General features: G+C 36.7%; 26 protein-coding genes. 12 read left to right on the forward strand and 14 right to left on the reverse strand.

Features of this window, described 5'->3' with window-relative positions; genetic code table 11:
• Positions 1-64: 64 nt before the first annotated feature.
• Positions 65-454: a GFA family protein gene (locus FFR48_RS09810; RefSeq protein ID WP_137667253.1), complete on the forward strand. Its 390-nt coding sequence runs from the start codon at positions 65-67 to the stop codon at positions 452-454.
• Positions 455-653: 199 nt separating this feature from the next.
• Here FFR48_RS09810 and FFR48_RS09815 read toward each other — a convergent pair whose 3' ends face one another.
• On the reverse strand, positions 654-1,298 hold the full coding sequence (locus tag FFR48_RS09815; protein WP_137667234.1) for a DUF3386 domain-containing protein: 645 nt from the start codon (positions 1,296-1,298) through the stop codon (positions 654-656).
• A 104-nt stretch (positions 1,299-1,402) separates the two neighbouring features.
• On the opposite strand from FFR48_RS09815, the gene FFR48_RS09820 reads away from it, so the two are divergent.
• The 3 genes from FFR48_RS09820 to FFR48_RS09830 are packed head-to-tail and all read left to right on the forward strand — an operon-like array spanning position 1,403 to position 4,000.
• Complete coding sequence (locus FFR48_RS09820; RefSeq protein WP_137667235.1) at positions 1,403-2,077, forward strand: LuxR C-terminal-related transcriptional regulator; 675 nt, start codon at positions 1,403-1,405, stop codon at positions 2,075-2,077.
• Between the two features lie 26 nt (positions 2,078-2,103).
• Positions 2,104-3,297 carry an AAA family ATPase gene (locus FFR48_RS09825; RefSeq protein WP_137667236.1) on the forward strand — a complete coding sequence of 398 codons (1,194 nt, stop codon included), beginning with the start codon at positions 2,104-2,106 and terminating at the stop codon, positions 3,295-3,297.
• Complete coding sequence (locus tag FFR48_RS09830) at positions 3,290-4,000, forward strand: DUF4276 family protein (RefSeq protein WP_137667237.1); 711 nt, start codon at positions 3,290-3,292, stop codon at positions 3,998-4,000. Before FFR48_RS09825 ends, FFR48_RS09830 begins: the two co-directional genes overlap by 8 nt.
• A 122-nt stretch (positions 4,001-4,122) precedes the next feature.
• On the opposite strand, the gene FFR48_RS09835 is transcribed toward FFR48_RS09830, so the two are convergent.
• The 7 genes from FFR48_RS09835 to FFR48_RS09865 form a co-directional block, all read right to left on the reverse strand.
• Positions 4,123-4,806, reverse strand: coding sequence for a Na(+)/H(+) antiporter subunit B (locus tag FFR48_RS09835; RefSeq protein ID WP_137667254.1), 684 nt, complete (start codon positions 4,804-4,806; stop codon positions 4,123-4,125).
• 5 nt (positions 4,807-4,811) lie between these two features.
• Entirely contained in the window at positions 4,812-5,354 is a 543-nt protein-coding gene (locus FFR48_RS09840) for a DUF4040 domain-containing protein (protein WP_137667238.1), read from the reverse strand.
• The gene (locus FFR48_RS09845; protein WP_137667239.1) at positions 5,347-5,646 is read right to left on the reverse strand and encodes a monovalent cation/H(+) antiporter subunit G; all 300 of its coding nucleotides are present in this window, start codon (positions 5,644-5,646) and stop codon (positions 5,347-5,349) included. Before FFR48_RS09845 ends, FFR48_RS09840 begins: the two co-directional genes overlap by 8 nt.
• 74 nt (positions 5,647-5,720) lie before the next feature.
• On the reverse strand, positions 5,721-5,978 hold the full coding sequence (locus FFR48_RS09850) for a hypothetical protein (RefSeq protein ID WP_137667240.1): 258 nt from the start codon (positions 5,976-5,978) through the stop codon (positions 5,721-5,723).
• A 2-nt stretch (positions 5,979-5,980) separates the two neighbouring features.
• Positions 5,981-6,361, reverse strand: coding sequence for a Na+/H+ antiporter subunit E (locus FFR48_RS09855; protein WP_137667241.1), 381 nt, complete (start codon positions 6,359-6,361; stop codon positions 5,981-5,983).
• On the reverse strand, positions 6,358-7,791 hold the full coding sequence (locus FFR48_RS09860) for a cation:proton antiporter (protein ID WP_137667242.1): 1,434 nt from the start codon (positions 7,789-7,791) through the stop codon (positions 6,358-6,360). The genes FFR48_RS09855 and FFR48_RS09860 overlap by 4 nt, the downstream gene beginning before the upstream one ends.
• Positions 7,792-7,847: 56 nt before the next feature.
• On the reverse strand, positions 7,848-8,210 hold the full coding sequence (locus tag FFR48_RS09865) for a cation:proton antiporter subunit C (RefSeq protein ID WP_096572539.1): 363 nt from the start codon (positions 8,208-8,210) through the stop codon (positions 7,848-7,850).
• A 181-nt stretch (positions 8,211-8,391) separates the two neighbouring features.
• On the opposite strand from FFR48_RS09865, the gene FFR48_RS09870 reads away from it, so the two are divergent.
• Positions 8,392-9,519, forward strand: a complete 1,128-nt coding sequence (locus FFR48_RS09870; RefSeq protein ID WP_137667243.1) for a P-loop NTPase family protein — start codon at positions 8,392-8,394, stop codon at positions 9,517-9,519.
• A gap of 226 nt (positions 9,520-9,745) precedes the next feature.
• Here FFR48_RS09870 and FFR48_RS09875 read toward each other — a convergent pair whose 3' ends face one another.
• Positions 9,746-10,942: an MFS transporter gene (locus FFR48_RS09875; RefSeq protein WP_137667244.1), complete on the reverse strand. Its 1,197-nt coding sequence runs from the start codon at positions 10,940-10,942 to the stop codon at positions 9,746-9,748.
• A 161-nt stretch (positions 10,943-11,103) separates the two neighbouring features.
• Between FFR48_RS09875 and FFR48_RS09880 the strand changes: the two genes are divergently transcribed.
• The 3 genes from FFR48_RS09880 (at position 11,104) to FFR48_RS09890 (ending at position 14,924) form a co-directional block, all read left to right on the forward strand.
• Positions 11,104-11,340 (forward strand): hypothetical protein, encoded by a 237-nt coding sequence (locus FFR48_RS09880; protein WP_137667245.1) that lies wholly within the window; start codon positions 11,104-11,106, stop codon positions 11,338-11,340.
• A 102-nt stretch (positions 11,341-11,442) separates the two neighbouring features.
• Positions 11,443-12,066: a hypothetical protein gene (locus tag FFR48_RS09885; protein WP_137667246.1), complete on the forward strand. Its 624-nt coding sequence runs from the start codon at positions 11,443-11,445 to the stop codon at positions 12,064-12,066.
• A 59-nt stretch (positions 12,067-12,125) separates the two neighbouring features.
• Positions 12,126-14,924: a ParA family protein gene (locus tag FFR48_RS09890; RefSeq protein WP_137667247.1), complete on the forward strand. Its 2,799-nt coding sequence runs from the start codon at positions 12,126-12,128 to the stop codon at positions 14,922-14,924.
• A gap of 107 nt (positions 14,925-15,031) precedes the next feature.
• On the opposite strand, the gene ilvC is transcribed toward FFR48_RS09890, so the two are convergent.
• Positions 15,032-16,027 (reverse strand): ketol-acid reductoisomerase, encoded by a 996-nt coding sequence (gene ilvC, locus FFR48_RS09895; protein WP_096565236.1) that lies wholly within the window; start codon positions 16,025-16,027, stop codon positions 15,032-15,034.
• Positions 16,028-16,103: 76 nt separating this feature from the next.
• Here ilvC and FFR48_RS09900 point away from each other — a divergent pair, with 76 nt between their 5' ends.
• The gene (locus FFR48_RS09900; protein ID WP_137667248.1) at positions 16,104-16,310 is read left to right on the forward strand and encodes a hypothetical protein; all 207 of its coding nucleotides are present in this window, start codon (positions 16,104-16,106) and stop codon (positions 16,308-16,310) included.
• Positions 16,303-17,661, forward strand: coding sequence for an NAD(P)/FAD-dependent oxidoreductase (locus FFR48_RS09905; protein WP_137667249.1), 1,359 nt, complete (start codon positions 16,303-16,305; stop codon positions 17,659-17,661). Before FFR48_RS09900 ends, FFR48_RS09905 begins: the two co-directional genes overlap by 8 nt.
• Before the next feature lie 263 nt (positions 17,662-17,924).
• Here the strand turns inward: FFR48_RS09905 and FFR48_RS09910 are convergent, their stop codons facing one another.
• From FFR48_RS09910 to FFR48_RS09925, 4 genes are all read right to left on the reverse strand, one after another.
• On the reverse strand, positions 17,925-19,886 hold the full coding sequence (locus FFR48_RS09910; protein ID WP_137667250.1) for a bifunctional aldolase/short-chain dehydrogenase: 1,962 nt from the start codon (positions 19,884-19,886) through the stop codon (positions 17,925-17,927).
• Positions 19,887-20,329: 443 nt separating this feature from the next.
• The gene (gene thiO, locus FFR48_RS09915; protein ID WP_137667251.1) at positions 20,330-22,330 is read right to left on the reverse strand and encodes a glycine oxidase ThiO; all 2,001 of its coding nucleotides are present in this window, start codon (positions 22,328-22,330) and stop codon (positions 20,330-20,332) included.
• 141 nt (positions 22,331-22,471) lie between these two features.
• On the reverse strand, positions 22,472-22,891 hold the full coding sequence (locus tag FFR48_RS09920) for a hypothetical protein (RefSeq protein ID WP_096565228.1): 420 nt from the start codon (positions 22,889-22,891) through the stop codon (positions 22,472-22,474).
• Between the two features lie 17 nt (positions 22,892-22,908).
• On the reverse strand, positions 22,909-23,247 hold the full coding sequence (locus tag FFR48_RS09925) for a 2Fe-2S iron-sulfur cluster-binding protein (protein WP_137667252.1): 339 nt from the start codon (positions 23,245-23,247) through the stop codon (positions 22,909-22,911).
• A 151-nt stretch (positions 23,248-23,398) separates the two neighbouring features.
• Here FFR48_RS09925 and cimA point away from each other — a divergent pair, with 151 nt between their 5' ends.
• Positions 23,399-25,057: a citramalate synthase gene (gene cimA / locus FFR48_RS09935; RefSeq protein ID WP_096572538.1), complete on the forward strand. Its 1,659-nt coding sequence runs from the start codon at positions 23,399-23,401 to the stop codon at positions 25,055-25,057.
• A gap of 398 nt (positions 25,058-25,455) precedes the next feature.
• Entirely contained in the window at positions 25,456-26,760 is a 1,305-nt protein-coding gene (locus FFR48_RS09940) for an ISL3 family transposase (RefSeq protein ID WP_371851437.1), read from the forward strand.
• The last annotated feature ends 153 nt before the right edge of the window (positions 26,761-26,913 follow it).

Below are 26,913 nucleotides of genomic sequence, written 5' to 3' on the forward strand. Positions count from 1 at the left end.
TGATCAACACAAAGTTGATGATTGTAATTGTTCAATTTGTCGCAAAAAGGGATTTTTACATTTAATTGTGAAGAAAGATAAGTTTACTTTGTTCCAAGGTGAGGATGTTTTAACAACTTATCAATTTCAGGTAGTGGTTGATCAACACAAAGTTGATGATTGTAATTGTTCAATTTGTCGCAAAAAGGGATTTTTACATTTAATTGTGAAGAAAGATAAGTTTACTTTGTTCCAAGGTGAGGATGTTTTAACAACTTATCAATTTAATACGGGTGTTGCTAAACATAAATTTTGTAACGTTTGTGGGATTCATTCTTTTTATATTCCCCGTAGTCACCCTGACTGTATTGATGTGAATGTGCGATGTTTAGATGGGGATGTGATGGGTAATTTTGAAATTGTTCCTTTTGATGGTGCAAATTGGGAGGATAATATTCACAAGTTGATTAATTGATTTTAAATTTATCCTTCTTTATCCTTCTTTATCCTTCTTTATCTGCGTTTACTTGTTTCTATACTCTGTATAGGAATGAATTAAAGAAGACTCTGTCTTCTATTTATATAGGTAGAACCTATATAATAGCATTCCCAGTCTGAGACTGGGAACGAGATGAATCAGATAAATTGTGATTTATCTAAATATTCAAAAAACCCTAACCTAACAATTCAAGATTACCGAAAATAAACTCTTGAATTGAGATATTTCCTTCGGTTTCAGTGCGAATTTCCCGACGAGAAAGAACGTAGTAATTGCCTACTTTTTCATATTCGTCTGTGAACTCGCTCCGACCACCTTTTTGAACTCCAGTTTTGGGGTCATGATATACAGAATTGTATGTGTGAGATAGATATCCTGCCCCGGTTTCGTGAACGCTGAAAGTGTTAATAGTCACAACAACTCCATGAATATGACGATGAACAAGGGTAACTACATCATTGCGAACTTTATATTTATCACCGGCTGATTTTCCGCCTACAAAAATTTCCACAGCGCCGGTTTCATCAGTTTCGCCATAAATAAAAGTATTTTCGCCGTGGGTTTGTTCAAAAGTGCGACGCACACGGTGAACAGCAATTTCCCAAGTTTGGCTATCAATTGCTTTTTTTGCTGCTTCGTTTTCTACTTCTGTAACTTCCCATTTGAGATTTCCGTCAATACGAATTTTGCCAGTGAACTCCTGACCATCATATTTATAAGTGATATCTGCGGTGTAACCGGGGAAGTTTTGATCCCAAGTATAACGGTTTTCATAAGCAGCCCGGAAAAGTTCTTGGGCAGAGATTTGAGTAACTGTCATGATGCTTGTCCTCTGGCTACGATTGAATAATAGCTTTTTATCGTTGATGATATTAGGATAGGGGTAATTATTGCAGTTCGCATAGTCCCCAACTGGGTACTCTTATGACTAAAACACTCCACGCCATTTTTGAAGCGATCGCCCATGTTGAAAATGAGCAAGAATTACAACAAGCTCTGATGAATACCATCGGCGTGCATTTTGGCGTGCAACATTGGGGTATTTCTTTTCTCGATAACGAGTTATTAACATCAATAGAAATTCCAGAAATTCCTGCGGTTTGCTTGGAAGCTAACCCAGTGGGTAGTTATGTTTTAGAACGTCATGCACCCACCCATGAACAATTAATTTTATCACCAGAAGATTGGAAAAATTTTTGCACCCGTCATGAACACGTGATGACTGGACCGATAGTTTGTGATGGTCGCTTAGTGGGAACTATCAATTTTGCCCGTGACCCCGGTAGTCCTCCTTTTAATAATAATGACTTGGCTGATTTAAGTGCTTTATGTATTCATTTATCAGCTAAAATTGCTACTATTAGGGCTAAGTTGAAAACCGCTAAACCTGCTGTTGAATGTCCCCTCACAGCTAGGGAATTAGAAATTGCGGCTTTAGTCGCCCAAGGTTTAACAAATGGAGAAATTGCGGCTAAACTTTGGATTACCCAAAATACTGTGAAACAAGCATTAAAAAGAATGTTTAAAAAATTGGGTGTTTCTGCGCGGGCGGAAATGGTGGCGAAATTGCAAGACTATTTTGTAGTCCGTGATTTTTAATTGTTTACATCATACAGGAGATATTTATGACTCTTAAACTCGTATCGGCAAAAATTCAAAACTTTAAAAGCTTGGGAGATGTAGAACTGAGTTTTAGAGACTTGACAATAATTGTAGGTTCTAACTCTAGTGGCAAATCTAATTCTTTAGAAGCACTAAATTTTCTGAAAAATCTGCTGATATCAGATAGTTTATCTAGAGAGACAATGCAGAGGTTACTTAGATTTGGAAACAAAAATATTTCTGCGACAATTATTGTGGCTGAAAATGATCAACAAGCAGAATATAGCGTATCCGTAACATTAAATAAAAAAAGCGTTTATATTACTAACGAAATATTGTTAATTAATGGTATTGAAGTTATTAAAATAATTCATGGTGAAGGTGAAGTTAGAGATGAAGATGGCAAAAATATACAAACTTATAAATCTGATCCTGAAAGTCTAGAAAGTTTAGCATTACGTTCGGCTGGTAATTTCGGTAATAAACCTTTTACTAAAAAATTAGCCAGCTATATCAAAGAATGGAAATTTTATGATATAAAGCCTAATGACATTAGAAAATATGCCCTTTTTCTCGAACAAGTGAAATTAGTGAAAACTTCAGAAGTTGACCACAGTATACCTGATCTTGATAATGAAGCCACTGAAATTCAAGCATTTTTAAATTACTGGGCTAAAAATGAAGAAGAAAAACTGAAAGAAATTAGTCAAGAATTGAAAAGATGTCTAAATATAGAACTAAAGATTATAGGAAAAAAAGAACCTACTGTCAAAGTTTTAGAAGATGATGGGAAAGAAATGCCTTTATCAAGTATGTCAGATGGAACTTTAAGATTTATCGCTTATTTAACACTGCTTTATCAATTCGATAAAAACCTGCCTACGCTGATTAGTATTGAAGAACCAGAAAGTAATTTTCATCCTGGTATTCTCAAAGACATTGCATCTATAATGAAGAGATTATCTTGCATAACTCAAGTAATATTTACCACCCATAGTTCTCAACTACTAGATTGTTTCTCTTCTGAGGAAATATCATCAGAAATATCAGTGATTCTTTTAAGTCAAAAAGGAGATTTAGGAACTAAAGCCTGTCTGTTAGATAAACTAGCTGAAAGCCGAGATGATCTTTCAGATTGGATGAATGATTTTGGCATAGGTAGTGCAATTTATCATAGTCATTTAATAGAAGAAATTTTAACTAAAGAATATGCCTAGAATTCGTATTTGGACTCCTGAATCTGATTATGATAGCGATGCAGTATTCTGTATTGCTAGAAAAATCGTAGATTATTATAATTATGAGCTAGAAATTGATTTTGCTGGTAAATCAACATATAGTCAAGTTGCCAGAAAACCAGGAGGTTTCAAAAGAGCAGTTGATATTTACCTTAAAAAAGATGATTTAGTCATTTTTTTAATAGATTCAGATGGGATTCAATCTCAAGCACAAAGACGCAAAGAAAATAATTCTTTATTTAATCAAATCCAGCAGATTGTTACAACATCTCAAGGCAAAGCTAAACTAATTTTGATCGTGCAAGAGTTAGAAGCTTGGTTATTAGTAGATTGTTTGGGTATTTGCTGTTATTTTACAGACAACCCTAAAAATAGAAATAATCCAGATTGGATAAATTTTGCTAAACGTCAACAACCTGGTAAAACAAATCTGATCGCAGAATCTGAATCAGGAGGTAAAGGTGCAAAAGAGTTTTTAGAAGAATTATCAAAAGTAATACTAACTAAGAAAAACCCCAATTTAAAAAATAAACCTAATAACCTCAAGGGTATGAAATATGATGAAAAACAATCACCTGCAATTGCAGAATATATTGAAATTAATCATCAAACTATTCAACGCAATGACTCTTTACAAGAATTTGCCCAATTTTTACAACAATTAGGGAATGATCAACAGTAATCTTACCCTAAATTATGCCAAAAAATTGTTCACAATTCAGGGATATTCTTCTTTCTCTTCTTTCTCTTCTTCGCGTCTTTGCTCCTTTGTACATTTGTGAGAAATCCGGGTTAACTTAACAACTACAACAAACCCCGATAACGAATAAAAATCAACACCGCCGCCCAAGAACCTAATGCCACTTTCACCGCCACAATAATATTTAATATCGGCAAAATTCCCCCACTAAAAAGTGTTCCTAACTCCCCGTGTGGTAACTCTAATCCTGATAAAGTGATCACAGATAAAACAATAAAAACCAATACTGACACCTTCTCCCAAATAGCTGCATGATAGCGTTTATAGATATCCTGCATCCATTGATAGGATGAAGTAATTGCAATTAAACCTATTGCTGTTCCACCCGCTACACCCGCAGCAAAACCACCTCCAGGACTCAAATGTCCTCTAATTGCTAATTCTATTCCTACTAACGCTGCAATTGTCGCCCCTAACCGAGCTAAAATAACTGATGATCGATCTTTAAATTGATAAATTGTACAAGATGGATTTTCATTGGCTAATAAATAATTGCATCCTAAAATGGCAATGGTAAAGACAATTACTTCAAAAATTGTATCATAAAGGCGATTTCTAAATATGATTCCTGATACCGCATTCACAACACCACTTTCATTCACTACTTTTTCTGTAATAGACATATCTGAAATCACTTGGGAAATATTCCCTAAATTAGATGTGATATCAGGCATCAATAACATTTTGATAAATAATGCTATTCCTGCTAAAATATAAAGCCATTTCATTTTCATTAATGTTTCTCCTCAGATGCTGCAAAATCAACATAATTGATAACTGTGTTAGGTGATGACAGTTCACTTTCAACAATTTGATAAATCCGTTTTACTCGGATTTCTGTTTGATAATTTTGCTCACATTCATCACTCGCTAATACTGGCGCACAGGTAGCATGGACTTCCTTTTCCTGTAATGCTGTTTGTAAACATTGGTAGCTGTTGTAAGGTACAAGTTCCAACCGCATATAATGTTTATTAAAAATGCTACGAAAATCACTGATCAGATTTTCTGAGATTGATTCATTTTCAATGACCCCCAAACGTAAAACTAAAGAAGAACGTACAGCGATCGCATATAAAGCAACAGATAACATTGTTCCCATTAATGCTTCTGTTAAAGCTACATCTGCTGCACCTAAAACCGCATCTACTAACGCAGCGATCGCACCTAAAACACCACGCAAAATTAACGCATGATAAGGGTTAACTTGAGTTATCAATAAACCCGCAGTTAAAGGTAACAAAGCAATAATTATATATAAATAAGAATCATTCATTTTCTGCCTCTATAGTTGTATCATGAGTTGAACAATAGGCGATTACATAACCCAACATTGTATTCCAAATCGCCAAGGAAATAATACCTAAAACTAACAATGGCCATTTACTAGGTATTTTCATTAAAATTCCCACAATCATCAGCATTGAACCCAAAGTATCAGCCACAGAAAGTCCATGTAATTTGAATAATACTGATTTATTGCTAACTAAATGAGAAGTACCCCAAAACCAGAAAAATAACCCTATACCTATACAGGTATAACTGATAATACTCACAAAATTTTGCATTTAACTTTCCTCATTTTCCTCTTTTATTAAAACTCGTGAAATCTGATTACTGAAAGCTGATAACTAATTACTATTCATGCTTCATTTAACCTTCTTAAAATCTGTGCTAATAACATAAATCCAGCATTTCCCACACTCAACATAATCGCTCCTACTACCCCGATCATCCAATCATCTCTTGCCACAGAAATCACTAAAATCATGATAGATACTTTACTAGAAATACTCCCCAAAGCCAACATTAACTGCCAAGTATTCTCTGTTTTCCACGCTTCATAAATAGGAATTAATAAAGCTGCTATCATCCCTAACAAGACTATTTCTAAATTCATAATTATTTCCTTCCTGGTTTAATATGATGAACTTCGTAAAATCCCTCTTCATCATGGTTTAAAACAATAGTTTTCGGGGTAAAAGTAATCAAAAATATATCCATAAACACCAATAATGAAGAATGTTTATGTTTCACTTTTTCCCTGATAATTTCCTCATGATGATGGGGATTAATGATAATTTCAAACGCTTCTTTAAAAGCCACAAGAACCGCTACCACTACTTCCCCTAAAACCTTTACCCATTCGGTTAATTTTGCCCGTGATGTGTAACCTCTGGGTAAAATTAGGGCAATAATTACCCCAATAATAATGTTAGTTGTACTAAAATCAGCCGTTAATAAAAACCAAATGGTTAATCTTAATATCAAATGTCCAATCATGATAAGACCATCCAAAACAAGAAGATTATAGTTAAACTCATCACACCTACTAAATGTTCAAATTCTTCAAGTACACGGGGTACATATATTGCTAATTTCTTGAAAATCAGATGATATGCTAACCAACCAATAGCAATGCTGATAATTGCTTTGATAATATCGGCAATGTTATAAGCTTTCAGATAGGCAATATTGCCCACAACTAAACCAGTAAGTAAGAATATGACTGCTAACCAAAAACCGGGTTTTGCTGTTTGTTCATCGTCTTTATTATGGGATAAAAAGATGAATTTAGAAAAAGCTATTGCTGTGCCAACTGCGGCAATATTCATGGCTATAAACTGCCAAGATGCTAAATTTTTCATGGTTAACACCTTAGCTTCAAAACCTGACAACAAAGGAAAACCAGAAATTGATAAACTAGCGATAACTAAAACAATCCAAATGTTAGTATTAATAGGTTTATTTCCCAGTTCTTTAAAATTGCGACTGGGTAAGGAACCAGCAGTCAAAAATAAAGATGATTTTGCCAGTCCATGAGTTAGGGCATAAAAACCACCTACCGCTGGTGCAGCCAGTATCCAACCTAACTGGGAAATAGTGCTAAATGCTAACAGACGCTTGGTATCTTTTTCAAAGATGGCGTAGGATAAACCCATAAAAGCTGTCCCCACGCCCAAAATAACGACGATATTATTAAGTTCTGGAGAAACCGCAGCACATCTTAATAAAGGTAAAACACTAGCTTTAACTACTACACCTGAAAGCAGCGCAGAAACAGGAGTTTCTGATTCAGAATGGGTTAAAGGTAGCCATAACCCAGAAACAAAAATCCCAGCTTTGACTAACATTCCTAAAAAGATTAATGCTACTGCTTCCGGTGGGGCATTTTTTAAACCTGCAAAACTAAAAGAGAGATTATTTTGATAAACTAAGACAGCACCAACTAGATAAAATAACATTGAGATATTGCTGACAAATAGATAGCGTAAACCTACCCAAATTGAGCGATCGCTCCGGGGATATGCTACCAATAAAAAAGCTGCAATACCACTAACTTCTAAAGCTACATATAAGCTAATAAAATCTGCACAGATAAAGGCAGCATTTAAACTACCATGCACTAGCAAAGTTTGGGCATAGAAAAAAGCATTTTTATCACTTTGCCAACAATATAAAGCTACCGCAGCAGTCACTAAAGCATTAGTTAAAATAAAATAACCACTTAACTGATCTGCTTCTAAAGTCACACCAAAACTATCAAGTAAATTGAGCTTAATTTCTGGCTTTTCTATCAACAACTGCACACCATAAGCAGCAGTAACTAATGTTCCCAAAAAAGTCAAATGTCTGTTAAGTTGGGGAACTAAAAAAATCATAAATCCCAGAAAAAACGGGATACCTACCCAAGCAATTGTGATCGTATTCATGGTTATGTTATTCATGGTTTTAAATTTAGATTTAATTTGAGTTAATTTGAGTTAATTTAATTTTTATGTTCATATTTGATGATCTGCGGTGTATTATTTTTCTCGATTTCACTACTTTCTAAAGTGGGATTGTCTTTAGCTAATTTCATTACACCTACTAACATTAAAGCTTGAATTGAAAACCCAATTACTATCGCTGTTAATATCACTGCTTGGGGAACAGGATCAGCATATCCAGCTTTTTTGACGTTGGAAATAATGGGAGTAAATAAACCCGTTTTTGAGGCAATAAATACATAAAAAGCAATCACCCCCGTACTCATGACATCCATTGAAACTATCTTCATTACCAGGTTTTTCTTGAGAATAATTCCAAAAAACCCGAATAGTATTGTTATCAGTACAAACGCTTCTATCATAGACATCACCTATTTAATAATATATAAATGTGTATTATTGGATTGAGGGAAAAGTTGCTGTTTGAAATCGGAAATTTTTGTTTCTGAAAGTGTTACATTATTAATAGCACTAAAAGTAGGTGCTAATTACAGCAGAACACTAAATAATTATTATAATAATCATAACAACACCTAATGATTTATGTTTTCTTTAATAACACCAAACATACAACCCGCAAACAAACCCGTGAATTTTGATTTATCCACTTCATTACAATTAATTGGACGTTCTAAAGAATTTCAGCGTATTATAGACATACTTGCAAAAGATGAAGATTTATTAATTACAGGAGTACCTGGAAGCGGTAGAAGAACTTTAGTTAAAGTTGCAGCGCAGGAAGTGGGTGCGGTAGTCTTAGAAATAGACTGTATTCGTGCTACAGATGGTGAAAGATTTTTGCAATTATTACTAGAAGCAATTAGTCAAAATTGGCAAGCAAAGAAAATTAAATCTTGGGTGGAAAAAAAAGAGAGTGAGTTTTTTATTTTTAATAGTGAAAGTAAACTTAAATTATTACATTCTTTAAATCAAAAACAACTCTGGCAAGCATTTACTAGCCTAATTGAATTATTACAAATAATGGCTAATGATTTAAACCAGAGAGTAGTATTGATTTTACAAAGTTTTCCCCATATTCGTTCTTGGGATCGCAATGGTTTGTGGGAATCAACATTTAGACAAGAAGTTAAAAACCATCCTCATGTAAGTTACGTTTTATTGGCGACAATTGCAGAAACTAGCCATCATCAAGATGATAGTATTTATTCTATAGAAACAATGGAATTAGCACCTTTATCTAAAGATGTTTTAGCATTGTGGGCGCGAGAGATTTTACATACAGAAAATCTCAAATTTGATCCCCATTCCCAAGGATTACAAGTATTTTTAGATGCGGTGCAGGGAAACATTGGTGATGCGATGGTATTAATTCGCAGGTTATCAAGTTTAGAACATGATCAAGGTTTAATTACTGAGCAAAAAGTACAGCAAGTAATTGAAGGAATGCTCAAAGATTTATCTATAACTTATGAATCTTTATTGATGTTATTACCTGCAAGTCAAATACATCTTTTAGAATGTTTAGCAGTTGATCCGACAGATAAACCACAGAGTAAAGAATATATCCAAAAACATGGACTTTCTAGAGGTGGAAGTTTGCAAGGTGCTTTAACTGGGTTACAACACAAAGGTTTAATTTACAGTGCTGAACAAGGTTATCGTTTAGCTTTACCTTTGTTAGCTTTGTGGTTAAGAAAACGGTTGAGTTAATTGTTAGCATTCAGCTATCAGTAATCAGTAATCAGCTAGTATCAGGAGAGAGACTGAGTAAATAATAAGTATGCTCCCATTTTTTCTCGTACCCATACTCTGTATGGGAATGAATTTAACAAGGTTCTACCTTGTTTATTTAACTAGAGTCAGAGACTCTTAAATTGTATTCCCAGTCTGAGACTGGGAACAAGAAAAAGAAAACAAGAAAGAAATTCAGCTTTATTTATTCACCTACCTGAACTTCTGGAGAAGGAGCAGAAAAATTGTTAGCTTTTAATTGTACCCAGGTAAAGAAAGGAATTGCTAAAAGTTGAGTTAGGGAAGAAAAAACCACTAAGAAAGTAATAGAGTGATCATACAAAATTCCCATGAAAGCACTACCTAAAAACCAAGCTAAACCATAGCCTGTACTAAAAATTCCGTAAGCTGTTGCGCGTTTATTTTTAGGGACAATTTTTGCTATTGCTGCTTTGAGAATTGATTCTTGCGCTCCCATTCCAATACCCCAAAATGCCATTCCTAAAAGGGCAAACCGCATATCTCCAAAAAATACTAAAGGTGCAAATAGGGAGGAAAATAAAGCTGCAACAATCAGCATAGAAATCCCGATACGATCAAACAAATATCCAAATATCAGAGCAGCTACAGCATCAACTCCCATTGCCCAAGCATAAAATAAAGGAATGGTTTGCCCAGTGGCTATTTCTCCTTTTTGGAAATGAAAAGCAATCAAAGGAAAATCTGCATAACCAGCCGCAATAACGGCTACAGCACCCAAGTAAATCCAAAATATTCGCGGTAATTTATCACCTTGATCAAGTATTTTTTCTTCTTCAAAATCACTGGGGGTAGGATATAATTTCTGGAGTATTAATAATACAATTAATCCTAAAATTGCCGGGATAACTAAAACTTTAAAACCTTGGCGATATTCTCCCAAAAAATAAACCATTGCGGCTACAGCTAAGGGTCCTAAAACTGCTCCAGTTTGATCCATTGCTTCATGCAAACCAAAGCCAAAACCGCTACCAATTTGACTTACACCATGCGAAAGTAAGGCATCTCTTGGAGGCGTACGAACTGCTTTACCTGTGCGTTCAGCCATCATTAAACCGGCAGCTACTTCCCATCTTCCAGCTAGGGCTAAAAATGGGACAACGGCGGTATTTAAAATGAAACCTAAAGTTGTAATTCCCCAATATTTACCTGTTTTATCACTAAGATAACCAATCACTAAACGGAAACCATAACCTATTAATTCCCCGAAACCTGCAACTAAACCAACTATAGTTCCATTCGCGCCTAGAACTTCTAAATAAGCTCCTGTAATACTCCGCGCTCCTTCATAGGTTGCATCAGCACAAAGACTTACAAAACCAAGTAAAATCACAAACTTTAATGCGGCTGATTTTTGGTGCATATTTCGATAACTGCTAATTATTACCTCAATTATTTAAACATAGAAAAACTCAAAAAAATAATTGTCTTTTAAATTTTTTATAATTTGATTTTTAGACCATGATTCCTAAAATTGTGTATAATCAAATGAGGATTATCAAAATTTAGGGAGAAAAATTGACCATGCAAAGTATGACAATAAAATCTTATGTTGGTCATGATGGAATGCTACATATATCTTTACCTGAAATTCAAGATACAGATGTAGAAGTAATAATTGTTTATCAACCTATACAGAAAACCGAAAAATCATCTTTAGCATCGCTATATGGAATTTGTGCTGATGATCCGATTATCATTGATGATAACAGTGTTTTTGATAACCTAGATGAAAAAATGGAAGGAGTATTTGATTCCTAAATGCTTTACCTAATTGATACTGTTAAGATAAAAATTTTTGTATCTATACTGCTATAATCCTGTTATTCCACTGCTTAATTAATTGCGAAAAATAACGGAATTATGCCTGAACTCTCTGCACTAAATCTAGACCAGTCACAACTAAAAGCAATTGAGGAGTTACTTGACGAAATTGAATTGCGAATTAAGCAAAATAATGTATCTGCTGAAACGTACATCTACAAGATAAAAAACGAGATTGTACTACTTAAAAATCAAAAAGGCCGATCAAATGGTAGCATTATTCCTGCCAGTATTCATGAATTAAAAACAGCTTTTTATATTCACATAGGTATAATTAAAGCTCAAAAGAATCCAAGTATTTCCTCCCACTTGCTGAGAGTTTATGCTGTAGAATGCGGACTAAAAAGGATCTGGCTTAGAAGAGCAGAGTTGAAGGGAACTGATGAAATTCAGGATCAAACGATGCTCACCAAAGATGGACATAACTTAGGCAGATGGGTTAAGGAACTGAGATTACCAGCTAAAATAATTGGTGGGCATCCTGATTTTCATGGAATTCCTCGGTTTCATCTTGTTAAAGATGCCTCTATTCATGATCTGAAACAATCTCACCAAGTTTGGCGATACGGTATTGAGATGAAACCTGAAGATGAAATAAAAGTAGTTAAATGGTTAGAGGATGTTTGCACTTGGATTGAGGAAAATATGAATCGAAGAAGATGAAAAAATATTAGTTCAACAATTAGAAAAATTTATACTTTTATAGAGAGGATAAAATATTTATGATTTCTTCCGATACCCTTATTTACGCTTGGTTAGATATTCGCCTTTATACTTGGCTTGATGTTGAAGAAGTTTTACTTCGCATTCAAGAGAAAATTGATTTACCAAATTGGTTAGTTTCGGTGCAAGCTTATTGGGATAGTTTAAGAGTTGAAATTCGCCCTGGTACTCAAGCAGAAGCAAAAAGCTGGCTAAAAAATGTATATGATACTCGATTCCGAATTGATGAAGAGGATAATAGAGTAGACGGAATAATCATTTTAGAAAGTTTACCTGATAAACAACAAATTTTACCAGTAATTTTTGAGGAAACAAACGAAGATTATCGTGTTCCCAGACTAACACCAAGTTTAGCTAGACCAGGAATAATTGTTCCAAATCGTCAAGATTACAATAGTGAACTACCACCAAGTTTTGATAAAGATTTTCCACCAATAGTAGCTTTTCATTCTTGTAAAGGCGGTGTAGGACGAACAACCAATACTATTGCTTTTGCACAATCTTTAATAGATGCAAACTATCGTGTACTCTTGGTAGATGGTGATTTGGAAGCACCTGGTATAAGCTGGCTTTTAGAACAAAGATTACCTTCTCCACCTGTATCTTTTGCTGACTTGATAGCTTTGGTTCATGGTGATCCTGATCCCAAAGCAACTGATTCAATCCAATTAGTTGCTGATCGAGTTCAGAATGCTTTGATTGATAATATTTATTTCTTGCCAGCATTCCGTTCTACCAAAAGATATACTTCATTAGAAATTAAACCAGAGCATCTTATTCAAGGTGCAAAAAATCCATATATACTAACGCAAATACTGGCAGACTTAGGTAAGGCTTTAAAGGTAGATGTGGTTTTAGTTGATTTACGTGCAGGACTATCTGAGTTGTCTACAGGTCTAATTTTAGATCCAAGAGTTTACCGTGTTTTTGTGACTACTTTGAGTGGACAATCAATTGCAGGTACAAAGCAACTTCTAGAACTTGTAAGAGAAAAAGCACCTTCTCAAAGAGATACAGATCCATTACCAACAATAATTATCAGTCAAGTTCCTGATGAGTTAAAGGAATCAGAATTATTAAAAGATGAAAATGAGATTCTTGATAATCTGATCATTGATACTTCTGAACCACCTTCAGACAGAAATATACAAAATACAGAAGAAAATATCCTTGATTCATCTATATCTTTTCTGGAACAAGTCCTCAGACATTTAAAGCTAACAACTCAGTTTTCTGAGAGTTTACTGGTTTTACCTAGAACATGGGAAGAAGTAAATACTCGTCTGCATCGTTCTGGAATTGTAGATGATTTACGTCCATTACTAAACGCATTACCAATACAGAAAAGTCAAGCTCAAGTTAGTCAAGAACATATTACATCAAGTGACGATAACACTCCAACTTTAAAAACTCAAAGAGAAAAACTTAGAGATATTACGAAAAAACTGATTTATGCAGAAACAGCAGAAGGTGACGATTTTTTAACGACTATTCCTTTACGTTACTTGGCTTCAGATCACAGAAATCAAGTTCCAATTACGGTAGTAATTGGTGCAAAAGGCTCAGGAAAAACTTATACTTTTCTACAAATAATCCGTCAAGAAACCTGGCAAAGATTTGTAGAAAAAGCTCTAGGATATCCAATCCAAACAGATGCTTTAATTTGTCCAGTTTTGGCATCTAAAAATCTAGAATCCGGTGCTGTTAAATTAGTAGAAGATATGCAAGCGACAACAGCAAGAGCATTAGGGTTCACCAGTCCAATATCTATCCAAAGAATTAGAGATAATATTGAAAGTCAACTTAATATTCTCAATCTTGAAAGTGAGTGGCGGGAATATTGGTTAGATATAATTGCTTGGGGTGTGGGATTTCAGCCTGAACAACAAGGGGCTGGGAGAGCATTAACAGAACATCTACTTAAAATACAAAAGCGATTGCTTGTAGTTATTGATGGGTTAGAAGATCAATTTCAAGAATTTGCGGATCATCAAACTCAACAGATAGCATTAAGAGCCTTACTTCAGGGAGTTCCAGAATGGCTTGGACAGCAACCTGGTCGTCCTCTGGGTATTTTGATTTTTGTTAGGCGTGATATTGTATTGGCAGCAGTGCGGCAAAACGCAGCCCAGATGATGGCACGCTACGAGCCTTATGCTCTCAAGTGGAATAAAGAAGAAGCTTTAAGACTCGTTGCTTGGGTAACTATGCGGTCAGGTATTTCGCTTGATACTATTATAGAAAAACTTCACGATATGAAAGAAGAGGATCTGACACAGATTTTAGTTCCTCTATGGGGTAAAAAACTTGGTGTGGATACATCAAAAGAAGCGGCTTCAGCTAGATTTGTCATCGCAGCACTTTCGGACTACAGGGGACAAATTCAATCACGAGATTTAATGCGTCTTCTTTATCTATCAGCAGAAGCATCTGTAGATAATCATGATGATCGCTGGCTAAACCGTATTCTTATTCCCAAAGGAATTAGAGGTGCTTTACCAGAATGCAGCAAGGAGAAAATCACAGAAATTGAGCAAGAAAATACAGCTTTGAAACAAGTTTTCACTAAATTACGTGATCTCTTTGAAGAGGAACGAAAAATTCCTTTCACACGGCAGCAATTAAGATTAGAAGTGGAAGAGATGAAAATACTGGAGGAAAACGGTGTAGTTATTCGGGAAAAAGACGATTATTATATGCCCGAAATTTTCCGATTGGGATTAGGGTTTTCATTAACAGCAGCAGGAAGACCATCTGTGATGTCTCTAGCTCGTCGTGCTGCTAAACAAGGAAGTTGACTTTATATTTGTATCGCCCCTGGTATTAATTTGGTAAAAGGTAATGATTAAAACGGAAGTAATTACAAATTACCAATCATCAATTACCAATTACCAATTACCAAGAATTAAGCTTTCTTCAACCAGCTAAACATAGCGCGTAAATCTTTACCAACTTCCTCAATAGGATGTTCAGCTTCTTGACGACGCATAGCGGTGAAACCGGGTTTACCTGCTTGGTTTTCTAATACAAATTCCCGCGCAAATTGTCCAGATTGAATTTCACTTAAAATCTTCTTCATTTCTGCTTTGGTTTGAGCAGTAACAACGCGGGGACCACGGGTATAGTCACCATATTCCGCAGTATTAGAAATACTATCGCGCATGGTTGCCAAACCACCTTCAACTACTAAGTCAACGATGAGTTTAACTTCATGCAGACATTCAAAATATGCTAATTCTGGTTGATAACCTGCTTCAATTAAGGTTTCAAAACCGGCTTTAATTAAAGCACTTAAACCACCACACAATACAGCTTGTTCACCAAATAAGTCGGTTTCGGTTTCTTCGCGGAATGTGGTTTCTAAAACACCTGCGCGTGTACCACCAATACCTTTAGCATAAGCCATTGCGCGATCGCGTGCTTTACCTGTAGCATCTTGATATACTGCAAATAACGCTGGTACTCCTTGTCCTTGCTCATAAGTACGACGTACTAAATGGCCAGGTCCTTTAGGTGCAACCATGATTACATCAACATCCGCAGGGGGTACAACTTGCCCAAAGTGGATATTAAAACCGTGTGCAAACGCTAAGATATTTCCTGCTTCTAAATTAGGTGCTATTTCATTTGTGTAAATAGTTTTCTGAACTTCATCAGGTAATAAAATCATGATCAAGTCAGCAGCTTTAGCAGCATCAGCAACGTTTTTTACTGTTAAACCAGCCGCTTCAGCTTTTGCAATTGACTTACTGCCAGGATATAGACCTACAATTACATTTACACCACTATCTTTTAAATTTAGCGCGTGGGCGTGACCTTGAGAACCGTAACCAATAATAGCAACGGTTTTTCCCGCTAAAAGGTCTAAATTAGCATCTTCATCATAATACATACGCGCCATAGAAGCATCTCCTGTTCACAAAGGTTGTTAAGAAATTGGCAGATTTATGATTGTACCGCAGATTGGTGACTGGTGATTGGTGATTGGTGATTGGGAAAATAATCTTACCCAGTCCCCAGTCCCCAGTCCCCAGTCCCCAGTCCCCAGTCCCCAGTCACCTCCACTACTTTCCCTTTTTTGTCAGAAGTTCCAAATAGACAGAAAAATTTGTGACAACTTTGATACAAAAATGTTAAGAATAGTTACAGCATCAGTAATACAAGGAAACAATTCTTATGGTTGATTTACATGATAGAAAACCACCTCATCAGGTAGTTATCGTTGGTGGTGGCTTTGGTGGACTATATGCGGCTAAAGCACTAGCTAAAGCTAATGTCAACGTGACGCTGATAGATAAACGGAATTTTCACCTGTTTCAACCTCTGTTGTACCAAGTAGCTACTGGTGCTTTGTCTCCAGCAGATATTTCTTCTCCCTTGCGTTCTGTTCTCAGCAAGAGCAAAAATACCACTGTTTTGCTGGGTGAGGTGAATGATATTGACACCATAGAACAAAAGGTGATAGTGGGTGGTGAAACCGTACCCTATGATACTTTGATTGTCGCTACAGGTGCGAAGCACTCTTATTTTGGCAAGGATAACTGGGAAGAGTTTGCACCGGGTTTAAAAACCGTAGAAGATGCCATTGAAATGCGTCGGCGGATTTTTATGGCGTTTGAAGCAGCGGAAAAAGAAAGCGATCCTGCTAAACGTCGGGCTTTGTTAACTTTTGTAATTGTGGGTGGTGGTCCAACTGGGGTAGAATTAGCGGGGGCGATCGCCGAATTAGCCACCCAAACCCTCAAAGAAGACTTCCGCAACATTGACACCTCAGAAACTAAAGTTTTATTGCTAGAAGGTTTAGACAGAGTTCTCCCTCCCTTCGCACCGGAATTATCCCAAGAAGCGCAAGCATCTTTAGAAGCTTTGGGTGTAGATGTGCAAACCAAAACCCTGGTAACTAATATTGAAAATGATATTGTTACAATTAAGCAAGGTGACGAAGTAAAAACTATTGCTTCCAAAACCGTATTGTGGGCGGCTGGTGTCAAAGCTTCCGCAATGGGTAAAGTGTTAATGGACAAGACTGGGGCAGAATGCGATCGCGCTGGTCGTGTGATAGTTGAACCAGACCTCAGTATTAAAGGACACTCTAATATTTTTGTAGTGGGGGACTTAGCGAATTTTGCCCATCAAAACGGAAAACCCCTACCTGGAGTTGCGCCAGTAGCCATGCAAGAAGGGGAATATGTAGCCAAGCTCGTACAAAAACGCATCAAAGGTGAAAACCTACCCCAATTTAACTATGTGGATAGAGGCAGTTTAGCAATGATTGGGCAACACGCCGCCGTTGTGGACTTAGGGTTTATAAAACTTAAAGGTTTCCTAGCTTGGTTTTTCTGGTTATTTATTCACATCTACTTCCTGATTGAATTTGATAACAAATTAGTAGTCATGATTCAATGGGTTTGGAATTATTTTACCCGCAATCGTGGCGCAAGATTAATTACAGGGAAAGAGATGGTCAAACCTGTACCAGTGGAAAGTAATGGACATTATCAGCCTGTGAATACTAGACAACCATTGAATGTGTAGTTTTGTAGAGTGGGTTAATAACCCATCATTTTGATTTAAACATAGATGCAAACTCCCATTGGCTGAAAAAAGAATGCGGGCTTATTGTCATACGCCCGTATCTTTTGCTAATAATTAGACTTTCAAATTTGGGCATGGAAGACAGGGTGGAAGTTTTGAGACAAACTAGAATATCTAATTTTCTGCAAAAATCAAATACAGCCCACATTTTTACCTCCTGTCTCCTCCTCCTACTATGGTAATCCGATATCAATCCTCAATCACTAAATCACTCTTTCATTCCCTCCATCAATGGGAATATTAGCAGCAGTTGTTTTCATGAATAAACTACCACACATTTCCGCAGCTAATTCGGCTACGTCATGGCTAGTGATTTCAACTTGCAGCAGATTATTAGTTTTATATTCTTCTACCGTTAAACCATAAGCAGCAGCACGAGAATTTAATACTTCTTCTGTCCAAATTCCCGTATCAAAAACTGCATTTGGATGTACAGAATTAATGCGAATTTTATCTTGACTCCATTCTAAAGCAGCAACTCTTGTTAATTGATTTAACGCAGCTTTAGAAGCCGAATATGCTGCTGCACCAACTCCAGGTGCATAGACATTTTTCGAGCCAATTATGACTACTCTACCGCCTTTAGGTGCTAATTTTAAATAGGAATGACTTTCTCTCATTAAAATTAAGTTAGCATCCAAATTGATATCCATTACCTTACGCCATTCCTGGGTTGATAAATCTTTAATATGACAACCACGAGGAAAGATGCCAGCATTCAGAATTAAGATGTCTAAACCGCCAAATTTACCAATAGCTGTTTCTAGAGCTTGAGTAATTGCATTTTCATCAGTTACATCACAGGTAATTCCTAAAAAATTAGGACGTTTATAAAGGGTTTCAATCTGAGAATTAATATCTAAACCCACAACCGCAGCCCCTCTTTTTAGAAGAGATTCTACACAGGCTTTACCAATTCCAGAAGCTGCTCCTGTAACTAAGGCAATTTCTCCAGTAAAAGGGGGTTCTTTTCCTGATTTTTTTAATTTTGCTTGCTCTAAATCCCAATATTCTACTTGAAAAATATCTTTGGCTGATAAAGCTTGATATTGGTCTAAATTGGTGGCAGTTTCGATGATATCAATGGTATGATCATAGATGTCGGCAACAATATTTGCTGCTTTAATATCCTTGCCAATTGTACATAGTCCTAATTCTGGATCAAGGATTACTCTGGGAATGGTATCTAATATGGTATGTTCAGGACTGGAATAGGTTTTAAAATAGTCTTGATAAGCTTGACTATAAGCTTCGATATCTTGACCAATTAAAGGCAGGCGTTTAGTACGAATTACATGATCTGGTGTAGCCGGACCTTGTTGAGAAATAACAGCAATATCTTCTCGTCTAGCAAAAGCAATATATTTAGATTCTCGATGACTGGATAAAATCACCGGAAAACCTGCTTTTGTTGATAGTCTATGACGTAATTTTGCTAAAGTAGGAGCTAAAGATTTTTCTGCAATCACACCACTGGGAGCAGGAGAATAGGCTTGATTTTTCTGTAAATATTCTTCGGCTTCACTTACCAGTGAAATCATTCTTTCATAAGACTCTTGAGCAGTGTTTCCAAAGGAGAAAATACCATGATTCATCAAAACCATGCCGATGGTGTTTTCTCCTGCTTCTAGTGGGAATTTTTCGCCACAAATTCTGGCTAAATCAAACCCTGGCATAATATAGGGAATTATGACAACTTTATCACCATAAATTTCTTTAATTCTTTGGCAACCGTTGGGAGTGTTGGTAATAGTGACAATGGCATCTGCATGGGTATGATCTACATATTTGTAGGGTAAGATAGCGTGGAGAATTGTTTCCACTGAAGGCGAAGGGGCTGTAGCAATGGTCATTTGAGTTTTTAGCTCATTTACCATCTGAGGATCAAATAAAGCTGGTAGTTTAGCTAATTTTAATAAATGAGACATTCTCACGGGAGCAAAACCTTCTTTTTCTATGGTTGCTAAGTCCCAACCACTACCTTTTACATAAAGGATTTCTTCTATTTCTCCTACTAGGTTTTTTTCTTTGATTTTGACAGAAGTATTTCCTCCTCCATGTAAAACTAAAGCAGGATTTTTTCCTAAGAGACGAGATGTATATACTCGCAGTTCTAATTCTCCTTGATATTGGGCTGCTTCTTGATCATTCCAGAGATTTTTCATAATTGATTTTTGTTGGCTATTTTTTCAGGGGTTTGATATCAATAAATCACTTAATATTATACTATTTTTAGATGAGGTTGTATAGAAAAAATTATTCTAGAAGATCGATTTATTGCATTAATCATCAGGGCGAAGCATTCTGACAAAATATCAATGGTTTCAGCGATGAGTTATCACCCGAATGCTTCGCCCCTACTGGATCGCGCCTCTAAAATGATTCAAGTTCGGATGAAATTAGAAACTAATGGCTAATATTCTGCCATCATTTGGGATTGATATGAAAGCTTTGTAAAGACGTTTTATGCAACGTCTCTACATCTCCAAATATCTACTCCCTTCCTACCACAAGAATACCGATTAAATGAACCACGAAGACACGAAGGAGACGAAGGAAGAAGAGAAGAAGATAGTTAATCTTACACCGGAAAGGGAGTAATACCAACTTAAGCAGTAATAGTTCCCGTTAAAGGTGAACTCGCACTAGCATAGTTTTTAATTGGCATTCTTCCCGCTAAATAAGCTATGCGACCGGCTACAGTTGCTAAACCCATTGCATAAGCCATTGTAGGTGCATTCTCAGCTAGGGCGATCGCACTATTAATTAACAACGCATCCGCACCCAATTCCATCGCTTGTGCAGCTTCTGAAGGCGCACCAATACCCGCATCTACCACCACCGGCACTTTGGCATTTTCAATAATAATCTGAATATTGGCGGTAGTTTTCAACCCTTGTCCTGAACCAATAGGCGCAGCTAAAGGCATCACAGTGGCACAACCAACTTCTTCTAATCGCTTTGCTAACATGGGATCAGCATTAATATAAGGCAATACCGCAAAACCTTCTTTTACCAACTGTTCCGCCGCGTGCAAAGTACCAATGGGATCAGGCAACAAATATTTAGCATCAGGTATAACTTCTAACTTGACAAAATTATTATCTTCCTGTCCTAATAACTTCGCCATTTCCCGTCCTAACCGTGCCACCCGGATCGCTTCTTCCGCAGTTTGACAACCAGCAGTATTAGGCAACATCCAAATTTTACCCCAATCTAAAGCTTCTGCCAAACCTTCATGTCCAGGGGCGTTAGTTTGTACCCTTCTGACAGCAACGGTAACAATTTGACAACCACTAGCAGCAACACTTTTCTGCATTTCTTCAATACTGCGATACTTTCCTGTTCCTGTCATCAAGCGAGATTGAAAGGTTTTGCCAGCAATAACTAAACCTGAATCTTGTAAGTTAAATTCCGCAGGTTGAATAGATAAATTTTTACTATGTCCGTTAGTGAAATTAGCAGGATGGGTAAGCATGGATGTTGTAGTAGATGACTGAGTGGGAACGGGTGTATTTTGAAAGCGGGAATAATGGAAATGAGTTAAAAGCGGATCGGTTGTTTGTGACAAAATCACATCTGCAATTAAATTTGCTGTGACTGGTGCAAGTAAAATTCCATTGCGATAATGACCAGTAGCCAAAGTTAAATTGCTACAATGACTTTCGCCTAAAATCGGTAATTCATCGGAAGTAGCAGGACGAAAACCCCACCACATTTCTTGGATGGGATAATCTGCTAATTGGGGATAAAGACGGGTTGCAGCTTCCAGTAAACTTTGAATACCTGCTGGTGTGTTATCGGGAGTAAAACCGACATTTTCACTGGTAGCACCTAAAACAATAGAACGGTTACGACGGGGAACAATGTAAATATTTTTACCAAATAAAACCCTTGTTAAAGGTAATTCTGTCACAAATTCCGGTACTCGCAACCGCAACATTTGACCTTTGCGGGGATGCACTGTTAAAGGTAATAATTGATTAGACCAAGCACCAGCAGCTAAAAGATAATGGTCAGCCCTAAGAAAACCTATGTTAGTTTGGATACCGATAACTTGCCCTTGTTGCTGGGCGATCGCCTCAACTGTCACACCATCTTTGAATGATACACCCAAAGACTCAGCCGCAGTCCGCAACACCTTCACCAAAGTTTGATTATCAACCTGGCCATTTTCAGGATACCACCAACCACCAACCACATCAGCGCCTAACCCCGGTTGATATTCATGAATAGCTGCTTTATCTAACCAATAAGCTGGTGATTGGTGATTGGGAATAAATTCCTTTTTCTCCCCTGCCTCCTGATATACTGGGGCGAGGATGCCACAAGGCCAATAACCTGTATTGTTTAAATCTTTTTTGGCTGTTAACTCTTCTAATTTACTAATCCAGTAAGGATATAAAGAGAGCGATCGCCGACACAAATCAAGCATAGCAGCATCGGCGATATTTTCCGCATCAGGGGCTAACATTCCTGCGGCTGCATGGCTGGCTGCGGCAGTAAAATCACGGCAAACGACAGTAACATTTGCACCCCGCAACTTTAACTCAACAGCGCAAGCCAACCCGATAATGCCACCACCAATAATTAAAACGTCGCTAGTCATCAGTCAATAGTTATTAGTCATTAGTACATAACTAATAACCTATCAGGATTATTAATTGGTGATTGGTGATAGTTGATAGTTGATAGTTGTTTTTACCCAGTCCCCAGTCCCCAGTCCCCAGTCACCAATCACCAATCCCCATTACCATAAAGCGCGAATAGGTTGTTTATCTTGATCGATAGTACCTGAATTTGAGCTAGTATCTGTTGCAGAAGTAGAAGTATCAGTATCAGTATTATTTGAGCCTTGTGTACTATCACCAGAACCTGTAGGCGTAGTATTGGCATTACTTTGAGCTACACTGGTGCGGCGAGTATCATCAGAAAAATCATTTCTGTTAGTGTTGGAGGTTTCAGTGTTATTTCTGTTAGCAGCGGTTGAATCATCCCTACTGGCAGTGCTATTAACATTAATATTGGCTGGCAAGACACTAGACTCTCTCCTTCCAGGAGGAACATTAGCAGTTTGTTGTCCACCCATCGGAAAATTAATACCAAGTAACGTACCTAGTAAAATTGCCACGCCTCCAGCCATTAAAATTAAGGGAGTCCATCTACCCATCTTGTTTTGTCTCCTTTTTAACCTTCTGGTGTCCAAACTATCTGAGAACCTTGACCCCAAAAACCATCAAATTTTGTAACTTTCACATCTCCTAAAACCTGAGTTTGACAAGCTAAACGCAAATCAGATGTAGGAGAATGGGGAGGAAGCGATCGCCGCGTTTGATCACGCCAATTTGCTGCGGACACTTCGCCTTCTACCTTAACCGCACAAGTACCACAACTGCCAATACCCCGACAGTTTATTACCTGAGAACCACCGTTATGGAGGTCAACACCATTTTTTAGAAGCACTTTTCTTAAATTGGCTTTGTTTTCACACTCAATTAATTTACCTTGAGCTACAACTTTCGGCATATTTAAATTACCAAACTAAATTACAGCAGGTGACAGGTGACAGGTGACAGGTGACAGGTGACAGGTGACAGAAATAAATTTACCAATTACCAATCACCAATTACCAATCACCAATTACCAATCACCAATTACCAATTACCAATCACAACTTATGAGCAAAACCACCTCTCCTCAAATTTGGTTATATGACACTACTCTCCGTGATGGTACTCAACGGGAAGGTTTATCAGTGTCTATAGAAGATAAATTACGCATTGCCCACAGACTAGATCAACTAGGTATACCATTTATTGAAGGTGGTTGGCCAGGGGCGAATCCTAAAGATGTCCAGTTTTTCTGGCAACTCCAAGAAAACCCCCTCAAACAAGCGGAAATAGTTCCCTTCTGTTCCACCCGTCGTCCTCATACCCAAGCCAGTGATGAACCCATGTTACAAGCGATTTTGGCGGCTGGTACACGCTGGGTGACAATTTTTGGAAAATCTTGGGATTTGCACGTTATAGAAGGACTCAAGACCAGTCTGGATGAAAATTTAGCCATGATCCGCGACACGATTGAGTATTTAATCTCTCAAGGACGGCGTGTAATTTATGATGCTGAACATTGGTTTGATGGTTATAAGCAAAATCCTCATTATGCTTTACAAACAATCAAAACAGCAGCAAAAGCAGGGGCGGAATGGTTAGTTTTATGTGATACCAATGGCGGAACTTTACCCCATGAAGTTTCTCAAATTGTCTCAGTTGTCGTCAGGGAAATAGGAAATACAGAAAAAACTCTTACCCAATCACCAATCACCAATCACCAATCACCAATCCCCCACATAGGAATACATACTCATAATGATTCGGAAATGGCAGTTGCTAATGCTATAGCAGCAGTGATGGCAGGTGCAAAAATGGTACAAGGGACTATAAATGGTTATGGTGAACGCTGCGGTAATGCTAACCTGTGTTCTCTGATTCCTAATTTACAGCTAAAACTTGGTTATAGCTGTATCAGTGAACACCAGCTACATCAACTTACAGAAACCAGTCGTTTTGTTAGTGAAGTTGTCAATCTCGCACCTGATGATCATGCACCCTATGTAGGACGTTCAGCTTTTGCTCACAAAGGAGGGATTCATGTTTCTGCGGTGGAACGTAATCCTTTAACTTATGAACATATTACACCTGAACAGGTAGGAAATCGTCGTCGCATTGTCATTTCTGAACAGTCTGGTTTAAGCAATGTTTTAGCTAAAGCTCGAACTTTGGGAATAGAATTAGATAAAAACGATCCCCAAACTAAACACATTCTTCAACGCATGAAAGACTTGGAAAGTGAAGGTTATCAATTTGAAGCTGCGGAAGCTAGTTTTGCTCTATTAATGTATACAGCTTTAGGACTAAGACAGGAGTTTTTTGAAGTTCAAGGTTTTCATGTTAATTGTGATTTGGTGGAAGGGAAAAAAAGCACCAATTCTTTAGCTACAATTAAAGTAGCTGTGAATGGTCAAAATATTCTGGAAGCAGCAGAAGGTAATGGTCCTGTTGCAGCTTTGGATGCTGCTTTACGCAAAGCTTTGATGAATTTTTATCCACAAATTGCCGATTTTGAATTGACTGATTATAAGGTAAGAATACTCAACGGAAATAGAGGAACATCTGCAAAAACACGCGCTTTGGTTGAGTCGGGAAATGGTCAACAACGCTGGACAACTATCGGAGTTTCTGCTAATATTTTAGAAGCTTCTTATCAAGCTGTAGTAGAAGGTTTGGAATATGGGTTGTTGCTGCATTTCCAAGCAGAAAAAGCATTGAAAATTTAGCAGTGATATAAATGTGATCAAATGGTCAAAATCAGGATATCCAGGATTACAGGATTCACAGAATTTACAGTAATTTTGATGATTTATAATTTGGCGATCGCTCTTTTTCCCACCGCATGAAATCTCAAAATCCCCATTTTCAGGATTTTTGTGATTTTTTTTGTTTTAAGACTTGACAATGCCAAAAATTTACCGTACACTTATGTTAAAAGTGCAAATATGTGGGCGCATATATAGTAAATTTTTCGGTTCTTCAGTACATAGTATGCTAAAATATTAGAATAAAAATTCTAAACCAGATGAAGAAGAACAGCAAAATTATTGATACAGTTGACTTATGGGACTAAGTTGTAGTTGAATGTAAGTGAGAATGTTGAAAGTTGGGTAAATTTACAGTTATGAATAGAAAACCGGGAATTAAAATCTTAACAGAGCTTCTAAATATAGAGGATATCAAAGTAATTTCACATCGTCAACACGAAGGGATAGGAATAATTTTACAAGTTGAAGCGATTAAAAAAGAAAGTATATGTCCTCGTTGTGGAACAAAAAGTCAGAGATTACATCAGAATCATAGATATATAGTAAAAGACTTACCCTGGGGAGAAAAGCCAGTATATTTAGAAATTAATAAACGACAATTTAAATGTGAAAAATGTCAAAAACCTTTTAGTGAAGAGTTGGATTTTATAGGCGAAAGAAGAAAATATACCAAACGACTATCTCGTCAGATAATAAAAGAAGTGTTAGATAGTGATATCAATAGTGTAGCATCGAAGGGAGTAGTAACCACAGAAGAAATAGAGAGAATGTTGAAAGATGCAAAATCAGAACTAATAGAATCCAAACCATCAGCAGTAAAAAGATTAGGAATAGATGAAATAGCCTTAATTAAAGGACAAGGAAAATATTGTGCAGTATTAATAGATTTAGATAAATCTGAACTTCTGGCAATTTTACCTAGTAGAAAACAAGAAGATATAAGGAAAGTGCTGATGGAATGGGGATCACAGGTGCTAGAACAAATAGAAGAAGTGAGTATAGATTTATGGCAAGGATATAAAAATCTAGTTACAGAAATGATGCCCAATGCTCAAGTAGTGAGCCAGCGCGGTCTTGGGGGTTTCCCCCATGAGCGACTGGCGAACCCCTTTGGGGTGGCAGATAGATTTCATGTAATGGTACAAATAAACAAAGAATTAGATATAGCCAGAAAAAGAGAGAAAAGAAATGTGGAGAATGCCATTAAAAGTTCAAAAAATGAACAAGAGAAAGTAGAGAAAAAGAAAATATTAGAGAGGTTAAATAAAAGTAAATATGTGTTATTGAAGAACGGTGAAGACCTAAATGATGAGCAAAAAATCAAGCTCAATCAAGTAAAGCGAGTTTCACCATCTCTGAAAATAATGTATGAATTAAAGGAGAAAATCCGGGGAATTTTTAATAAAACTAAGGATTGGTTAAAGGGTTTATATAAACTGAGTATATGGTTGCTGAGAGCTAGAAAGCATTATCCCACTAGCCATAACACTATTGTTCGTTGGTTAGATGAAATTATTGCCTATTTTGATAATCGTACAACTAGCGGTGTTGTTGAGGGTATTAACAACAAACTCAAGTTGATTAAACGTTCTGCTTATGGATTTAGAAATTTTGATAATTTCCGATTAAGATGTTTGCTTACTTGGAAGTTTAAATATTAGTTTAGCATACTATGTACTGATGAACCTATATTTTTTTCATTAATCGTAGGCGTTCCCTGTTTTCTCTTTGGGAATCCTACCTTTTTTTTGACCACAAGACCAGTCTGCCTCAACTCCTCAAATCTGATCGAGTTATATCAATAATATTATTTA

Source organism: Sphaerospermopsis reniformis, from assembly GCF_005402885.1.
GTDB classification, from domain to species: Bacteria; Cyanobacteriota; Cyanobacteriia; order Cyanobacteriales; family Nostocaceae; genus Sphaerospermopsis; species Sphaerospermopsis kisseleviana.

Bases quoted from the DNA above. Each gene is read 5' to 3' on its own strand.
- FFR48_RS09860 (WP_137667242.1), bottom strand. From the start codon at position 7,791: ATGAATACGATCACAATTGCTTGGGTAGGTATCCCGTTTTTTCTGGGA.
- FFR48_RS09850 (WP_137667240.1), bottom strand. From the start codon at position 5,978: ATGAATTTAGAAATAGTCTTGTTAGGGATGATAGCAGCTTTATTAATT.
- FFR48_RS09890 (WP_137667247.1), top strand. From the start codon at position 12,126: ATGATTTCTTCCGATACCCTTATTTACGCTTGGTTAGATATTCGCCTT.
- FFR48_RS09870 (WP_137667243.1), top strand. From the start codon at position 8,392: ATGTTTTCTTTAATAACACCAAACATACAACCCGCAAACAAACCCGTG.
- FFR48_RS09885 (WP_137667246.1), top strand. From the start codon at position 11,443: ATGCCTGAACTCTCTGCACTAAATCTAGACCAGTCACAACTAAAAGCA.
- FFR48_RS09865 (WP_096572539.1), bottom strand. From the start codon at position 8,210: ATGATAGAAGCGTTTGTACTGATAACAATACTATTCGGGTTTTTTGGA.
- FFR48_RS09835 (WP_137667254.1), bottom strand. From the start codon at position 4,806: ATGAAATGGCTTTATATTTTAGCAGGAATAGCATTATTTATCAAAATG.
- FFR48_RS09855 (WP_137667241.1), bottom strand. From the start codon at position 6,361: ATGATTGGACATTTGATATTAAGATTAACCATTTGGTTTTTATTAACG.
- FFR48_RS09815 (WP_137667234.1), bottom strand. From the start codon at position 1,298: ATGACAGTTACTCAAATCTCTGCCCAAGAACTTTTCCGGGCTGCTTAT.
- FFR48_RS09940 (WP_371851437.1), top strand. From the start codon at position 25,456: ATGAATAGAAAACCGGGAATTAAAATCTTAACAGAGCTTCTAAATATA.
- FFR48_RS09825 (WP_137667236.1), top strand. From the start codon at position 2,104: ATGACTCTTAAACTCGTATCGGCAAAAATTCAAAACTTTAAAAGCTTG.
- FFR48_RS09875 (WP_137667244.1), bottom strand. From the start codon at position 10,942: ATGCACCAAAAATCAGCCGCATTAAAGTTTGTGATTTTACTTGGTTTT.
- thiO (WP_137667251.1), bottom strand. From the start codon at position 22,330: ATGACTAGCGACGTTTTAATTATTGGTGGTGGCATTATCGGGTTGGCT.
- FFR48_RS09845 (WP_137667239.1), bottom strand. From the start codon at position 5,646: ATGCAAAATTTTGTGAGTATTATCAGTTATACCTGTATAGGTATAGGG.
- FFR48_RS09905 (WP_137667249.1), top strand. From the start codon at position 16,303: ATGGTTGATTTACATGATAGAAAACCACCTCATCAGGTAGTTATCGTT.
- FFR48_RS09880 (WP_137667245.1), top strand. From the start codon at position 11,104: ATGCAAAGTATGACAATAAAATCTTATGTTGGTCATGATGGAATGCTA.
- ilvC (WP_096565236.1), bottom strand. From the start codon at position 16,027: ATGGCGCGTATGTATTATGATGAAGATGCTAATTTAGACCTTTTAGCG.
- FFR48_RS09910 (WP_137667250.1), bottom strand. From the start codon at position 19,886: ATGAAAAATCTCTGGAATGATCAAGAAGCAGCCCAATATCAAGGAGAA.
- cimA (WP_096572538.1), top strand. From the start codon at position 23,399: ATGAGCAAAACCACCTCTCCTCAAATTTGGTTATATGACACTACTCTC.
- FFR48_RS09920 (WP_096565228.1), bottom strand. From the start codon at position 22,891: ATGGGTAGATGGACTCCCTTAATTTTAATGGCTGGAGGCGTGGCAATT.
- FFR48_RS09840 (WP_137667238.1), bottom strand. From the start codon at position 5,354: ATGAATGATTCTTATTTATATATAATTATTGCTTTGTTACCTTTAACT.
- FFR48_RS09830 (WP_137667237.1), top strand. From the start codon at position 3,290: ATGCCTAGAATTCGTATTTGGACTCCTGAATCTGATTATGATAGCGAT.
- FFR48_RS09820 (WP_137667235.1), top strand. From the start codon at position 1,403: ATGACTAAAACACTCCACGCCATTTTTGAAGCGATCGCCCATGTTGAA.
- FFR48_RS09925 (WP_137667252.1), bottom strand. From the start codon at position 23,247: ATGCCGAAAGTTGTAGCTCAAGGTAAATTAATTGAGTGTGAAAACAAA.